Origin of the sequence: Pantoea sp. CTOTU49201, from assembly GCF_032054795.1 — a bacterium.
Lineage (GTDB): Bacteria > Pseudomonadota > Gammaproteobacteria > Enterobacterales > Enterobacteriaceae > Pantoea > Pantoea symbiotica.
On the sequence record NZ_DAMBSA010000111.1, the window covers coordinates 6,312 to 11,839 of the forward strand.

At 56.3% G+C, this 5,528-nt stretch carries 6 protein-coding genes and 1 pseudogene; 2 read left to right on the top strand and 5 right to left on the bottom strand.

From position 1 onward, the window contains the following. Both artM and artJ read left to right on the top strand, forming a co-directional pair. Positions 1–241 (top strand): annotated as a pseudogene (gene artM, locus RTY00_RS10180) (arginine ABC transporter permease ArtM); the annotation flags it as partial. Positions 242–373: 132 nt separating this feature from the next. Beyond that, on the top strand, positions 374–1,105 hold the full coding sequence (artJ, locus tag RTY00_RS10185) for an arginine ABC transporter substrate-binding protein (RefSeq protein WP_097094391.1): 732 nt from the start codon (positions 374–376) through the stop codon (positions 1,103–1,105). 62 nt (positions 1,106–1,167) lie between these two features. Here the strand turns inward: artJ and rlmC are convergent, their stop codons facing one another. The 5 genes from rlmC to potA all read right to left on the bottom strand — a co-directional run. Beyond that, a complete protein-coding gene (gene rlmC, locus RTY00_RS10190; RefSeq protein ID WP_312664342.1) occupies positions 1,168–2,304 on the bottom strand; it encodes a 23S rRNA (uracil(747)-C(5))-methyltransferase RlmC in 1,137 nt (378 codons plus the stop codon). 47 nt (positions 2,305–2,351) lie between these two features. Further along, positions 2,352–2,819, bottom strand: coding sequence for a YbjO family protein (locus RTY00_RS10195; protein WP_312664343.1), 468 nt, complete (start codon positions 2,817–2,819; stop codon positions 2,352–2,354). A 73-nt stretch (positions 2,820–2,892) separates the two neighbouring features. Beyond that, on the bottom strand, positions 2,893–3,738 hold the full coding sequence (gene potI / locus RTY00_RS10200) for a putrescine ABC transporter permease PotI (protein WP_008102460.1): 846 nt from the start codon (positions 3,736–3,738) through the stop codon (positions 2,893–2,895). Continuing rightward, on the bottom strand, positions 3,735–4,691 hold the full coding sequence (gene potH / locus RTY00_RS10205) for a putrescine ABC transporter permease PotH (RefSeq protein WP_008102463.1): 957 nt from the start codon (positions 4,689–4,691) through the stop codon (positions 3,735–3,737). The genes potI and potH overlap by 4 nt, the downstream gene beginning before the upstream one ends. A 9-nt stretch (positions 4,692–4,700) precedes the next feature. Further along, positions 4,701–5,528: polyamine ABC transporter ATP-binding protein (gene potA / locus RTY00_RS10210; protein ID WP_312664344.1), on the bottom strand; the 828-nt coding region annotated here is incomplete at its 5' end.

The following is a 5,528-nucleotide window of genomic DNA, read 5'->3' on the forward strand; positions in this document are numbered from 1 at the left end:
CTTCAAGCGCGCCCTGTCGTCCTACTCCAACGAAGTGGTGCTGGTATTCAAAAGTACCTCGCTGGCTTACACCATTACGCTGATGGAAGTGATGGGCCACGGGCAGCTGCTATATGGCCGCACTTACGATATCTCGGTGTACGCTGCCGCTGGCCTGATCTATCTGGTGGTTAACGGCTTGCTGACGCTGATGATGCGTTTGGTTGAGAAGCGTGCGCTGGCATTTGAGCGCCGTAACTGATGCCACCACAACAGGCGCCTGAAACGGCGCCTGTTATCATTTAAATTAATAAGCAAAAATATTGCATATAAATTCATTAACTGGCATCGTGTAACCCGTTCCGTCTCTGGCATGGTTTACAGGAGTTACATAATGAAAAAATGGATCGTTGCTGCTGCACTGGCAACTCTGGCAATGAATGCTTATGCGGCCGAAAAAATCCGCTTCGCCTCTTCCGCAACTTATCCCCCGTTCGAATCCCTTGATCACGACAACCAAATCGTTGGCTTCGATATCGATCTGGCAAAAGCACTGTGCCAGCAGATGAAAGCGGATTGCACCTTCACCAACAACGCCTTCGATAGCCTGATTCCATCGCTGAAATTCCGTCGCTACGACGCGGTCATTTCCGGCATGGATATCACCGCCGATCGCAGTAAGCAGGTCGATTTCACCCAGCCTTACTACGCTAACTCGGCGATTGTGATTGCGCATAAAGGCCAGTTCACCGATTTCAGCCAGCTGAAAGGCAAACGTGTTGGCGTTGAGAACGGCACCACGCATCAGAAATACCTGCTGGAGAAACATCCGGAGGTGATTGCGGTGGCGTATGACAGCTATCAGAACGCGATTCTCGATCTGAAAAACGGTCGCCTGAACGGCGTGTTTGGCGATACTGCGGTGGTGAATCAGTGGCTGAAAGCCAATGACGATCTTAGCGCGGTCGGCGAGCACATCACCGATACCGACTTCTTTGGCACCGGTTTAGGCATTGCAGTACGCAAAGGTAATGAGCCGCTGCTTAACGAGCTGAACAGCGCGTTAGTGGCGTTGAAAGCCAACGGCACCTGGCAGCAAATCAATCAGAAGTGGTTCCCGGAATAAGCATTATGGGATAGCGTGGCGGGCGCCAGACAGGTTCTGCACGTCCTCCGTTCCGGTGAACGCTACGCTGTTCCACCCTTCTTGCTCAACAAGCACAGCACTTCAAAATGCGCGGTATGCGGGAACATGTCGAACAGCTGCACGCGGCTCACGTCATACTCCGCCAGACGCGCAATATCCTGCGCCATGCTGGTGGGATTGCAGCTGGAATAAAGAATGTAATCGGGTGCCATCTCACTGAGATAAGCACACAACTCTGCGCCGATACCGCGACGCGGCGGATTCACCAGCACCAGCTGCGGCACCGCTTCCCGCGACGTGGCGAACTGCGTGGAATCCAGTGCGGCAAAACTCACATTTTCTAATCCAAGCTGCTGTGCTGACTGCTGCGCACAGGCGATGGCTTCGGCATTGATTTCGATGCCGGTCAGCTGCATTTCGGGCGTTGCGCAGTGCAGACCAAATCCTCCGACGCCACAGAACAGATCCCACATGCTGCTAACCGGCAACTGCGCGACCCAATCGCGCGCGGTGGCGTAGAGATCGGCTGCAACCTGTGGATTGGTCTGGAAGAAGCTTTGCGGACGAATATAGAGCGGAACCTGATTAAAGCGCTCGGCCAGCGCCTGATCCGGCGTCAGCGCAATCTCTTCATCGCCTTCAAGAATCGCCATATGCACCGGCTGAATATTGGCGGAGATCACCTTCAGCTGCGGCAGTTGCTGTTGCAGCCACGGCAAGGCGTCGCGCAGCTGCTGCAGCTTGCTGGTGGAGCGCAGCACAAAACGCAGCATCATGCCGCCTTGCGAACTCTCCGTCAGCAACAGGAACTTCAGCTCACCGCGTTTGCGCGCCACGTTATAGGGCGTTAAACCGGCGCGGGCGATAAAGGGTTTGAGTAGCGTGAACACCGCGCTGAAGCTGTCGGTATAGAGCGGACAAGCGCAGAGATCGACCGGTTCACCGTCGCGCGCCACCATGCCGAAGATCGGCCGCTCCACGCTACCGCTCACCACCATTTTGGCTTTATTACGAAACCCTTGCTGCGCGGATTGCACCGGCGGCAGCCATTCGCCTACCGGCCTCTCAGCCAGCAGTTGTTCCAGCAGCGACTGCTTGTCGTTGAGCTGTTGCGGATAGGGTTTTTCCAGCCACTGGCACGAACGACAGCGACCGGCATCATGAAGCGCGCAATGCATGCAAATGCCTGTATTCAGAATCGGGAGAAAAAATGGGGGCGATTGTATCACCGGTGCCGGAAAAAAGCGCGGCTGCTGGCGGGCACAAACAGCAGCGCTAGCACCAGCACATCCGGCAGCTTTTGCAGCAGCGTGTGATGAATGATCTGCGCATTGCTTTCGCCAGGGATGCTGAAAATTTCCGGGTAGATCCAGCCCACCGATGCCATCAACATGTAGATCAGCACAATGATTTGCGTCGCGACATAGCCCCAGCGCCCACGATTATTGCCGCGCATCAGGGTAAAGGCGCAGCGCAGTTCAAACAGGAAAATCAGCTGGCTGGCGATAAAGATCAGTGTGGAATCCCAGGCTTGCGCGCTGCGATGCACGAAATTAGCAAGTTCGTCGTAACCCAGTTCGTTGGCCAGCATCAGCACGCTGAGGCAGCGCGTAATGATGATGGCGCAGCCCGCCACCATCACCGGCACCGGCGTAGCGTTAATCATTGAACCGTTTTTCAGGGTTTCCGACATGGTATTGCTCCGTAACTGAGGTGCGCATAAATGCGCACCCTACGACGTAGGGTCGCCATTAATGTTACGGCGTTCAGCCACGTTTTGCTTTCTGAATATCGCGTAAACGCTGCTTTTCTTCGTGCGCCATAAAGCGCCAGGCGATAAAACCGACTAAACCGACGACAAACAGAATCAGCGAGGCTAAGGCGTTGATCTCCGGGTTCACGCCACGACGCACGGTGGCGAAAATCGCCATCGGCAAGGTGGTCGCGCCTGGACCGGTTACGAAGCTGGCAATCACCAGGTCATCCAGCGACAAGGTAAATGCCAGCAGCCAGCCGGTAACGATAGCGGGCGCGATCATCGGTACGGTGATGACGAAGAACACTTTCACCGGCGTGGCGCCGAGATCCATCGCCGCCTCTTCAATCGAGCGATCCAGCTCACGCAGACGCGAGTTGATCACCACCGCCACGTAAGCGGTACAGAAGGTCACGTGCGCCAGCCAGATGGTCAGCATGCCGCGATCGCTCGGCCAGCCAAAGGTATTGCCCATCGCCACGAACAGCAGAAGCAATGACAAACCGGTGATCACATCGGGCATTACCAGCGGCGCCGTCAGCATAAAGGCGAAACCGTTATGCCCACGGAAGCGACCAAAGCGCACAATCACCACCGCCGCCATAGTGCCGAGCACCACCGCCATGGTGGCTGAGAGCGCGGCGATGGTCAGGCTGAGACCCACCGCATCCAGCATCGCCTGATCCTGGAACAGCACCTTGTACCAGTGGAACGAGAAGTTCTCCCACACCGTAACCAGCGGCGAACTGTTAAAGGAGTAAACCACCAGCAGCAGCATCGGCGCATACAGGAACATAAAGCACAGCACCAGTATCACGGTGCGCCACGGAGAGCGAATGGTCGGTAACTGGCTCATTCTTTCTCTCCCACTTCACGGTTCTGGTGCTTGTGGAACCAGATAATCGGCAATATCAGAATCAACAGGATGATCACCGCCAGCGCGGACGCTACCGGCCAATCGCGGTTGTTAAAGAACTCCTGCCACAAAATACGACCAATCATGATGCTGTCCGGACCGCCGAGCAGTTCCGGGATCACGTACTCGCCGACCGCCGGGATAAACACCAGCATCGAGCCGGCAATAATTCCGCCTTTGGTCAGCGGCACAATCACGCTGAAGAAGGTTTTCAACGGACGTGCGCCGAGATCCAGCGAGGCTTCCACCAGCGAATAATCAATACGCGTCAGCGCGGTATAAATTGGCAGCACCATAAACGGCAGATAGCAGTAAACGATACCGATATACACCGCCGTGTTGGTATAGAGGATCACCAGCGGATGATCGATCACGCCGAGCCACATCAGGAAGCGGTTGAGAATGCCGTTGTTGTTGAGCAGGCCCATCCACGCGTAAACGCGCACCAGGAACGAGGTCCACGATGGCAGGATCACCAGCAGCAGCAGAATAGTGCGCATCGAAGGCTTGCTGTGCGCCACCGCCCACGCCAGCGGATAACCGATCATCAGGCAGATAATGGTGGAGATGCCCGCCACTTTCAGCGACGTCAGATACGCGTCGGCATACAGCGGATCGTCGGTCAGCGTGAAGTAGTTGCCGAGGTTGAGCACCAGATTGAGCTCGCCATCGGCCCAGGTAACCAAATCGGTATACGGCGGAATGGCGCGCGCAATATCGGCAAAACTGATCTTCAGTACGATCAGGAACGGCAGCAGGAACAGCAGGATTAGCCACAGATACGGCAAGGCAATCACCAGCTTGCGGCCATGCTGCATCTTGATGCGCGTTGCCCAGCGCTGCAGCGGCGTGCCCACCACTTCGGGCTCGCTGCGTTGAGAAATCTGGCTCATATCGCCCCCTTAAACCGTCAGAACCACACAGCTGTCCGCGTCCCAGCAGAGACGCACTTCATCGCCCCACGTTGGCGCGCCTTTGCGGTAGCGATGGGCGTTTTGCAACTGTGCGCTGATCATCTGGCCACTGCGCAGACGCACGTGATAAATCGACAGGTCGCCGAGATAGGCGATGTGAACCACTTCACCCACGGCAAAATTACAGCCATCGGCTGGGACTTCTTCGCACAGCATCACTTTTTCCGGACGCAGCGCCACGTGCACCGGCACGTTATCCACCACAGAAACATCAGTCTGCACTTTCAGCGGATGCACTAAGCCGGGCGCATCAATGATCAGCGCGTCTTCGCCGCGTTCGCGCAGCAAGCCTTCAAACACATTCACCGAACCGATGAACTCAGCACTGTAGCGGCTGGTTGGATGCTCGTAGATCTCTTCCGGCTCACCAATCTGCACGAATTTGCCACGGTTCATGATGGCAATGCGGCCCGCCATGGTCATCGCCTCTTCCTGATCGTGCGTCACCATCACGCAGGTAGCGCCGACACGCTCGAGAATATCGACCACTTCATGCTGCATGCGGTCACGCAGTTTTTTATCCAGCGCGCCCATCGGTTCGTCGAGCAGCAGCAGCTTAGGGCGTTTCGCCAGGCTACGCGCCAGCGCCACACGCTGACGCTGACCGCCAGAGAGCTGATGCGGCTTACGCTTCGCGAACTCCTGCATGTGCACCAGCGACAGCATCTCTTCGACGCGGCTAGTGATTTCGCCTTTCGGCAGTTTGTCCTGCTTCAGGCCAAAGGCAATGTTCTGCTCCACCGTCATGTGCGGGAA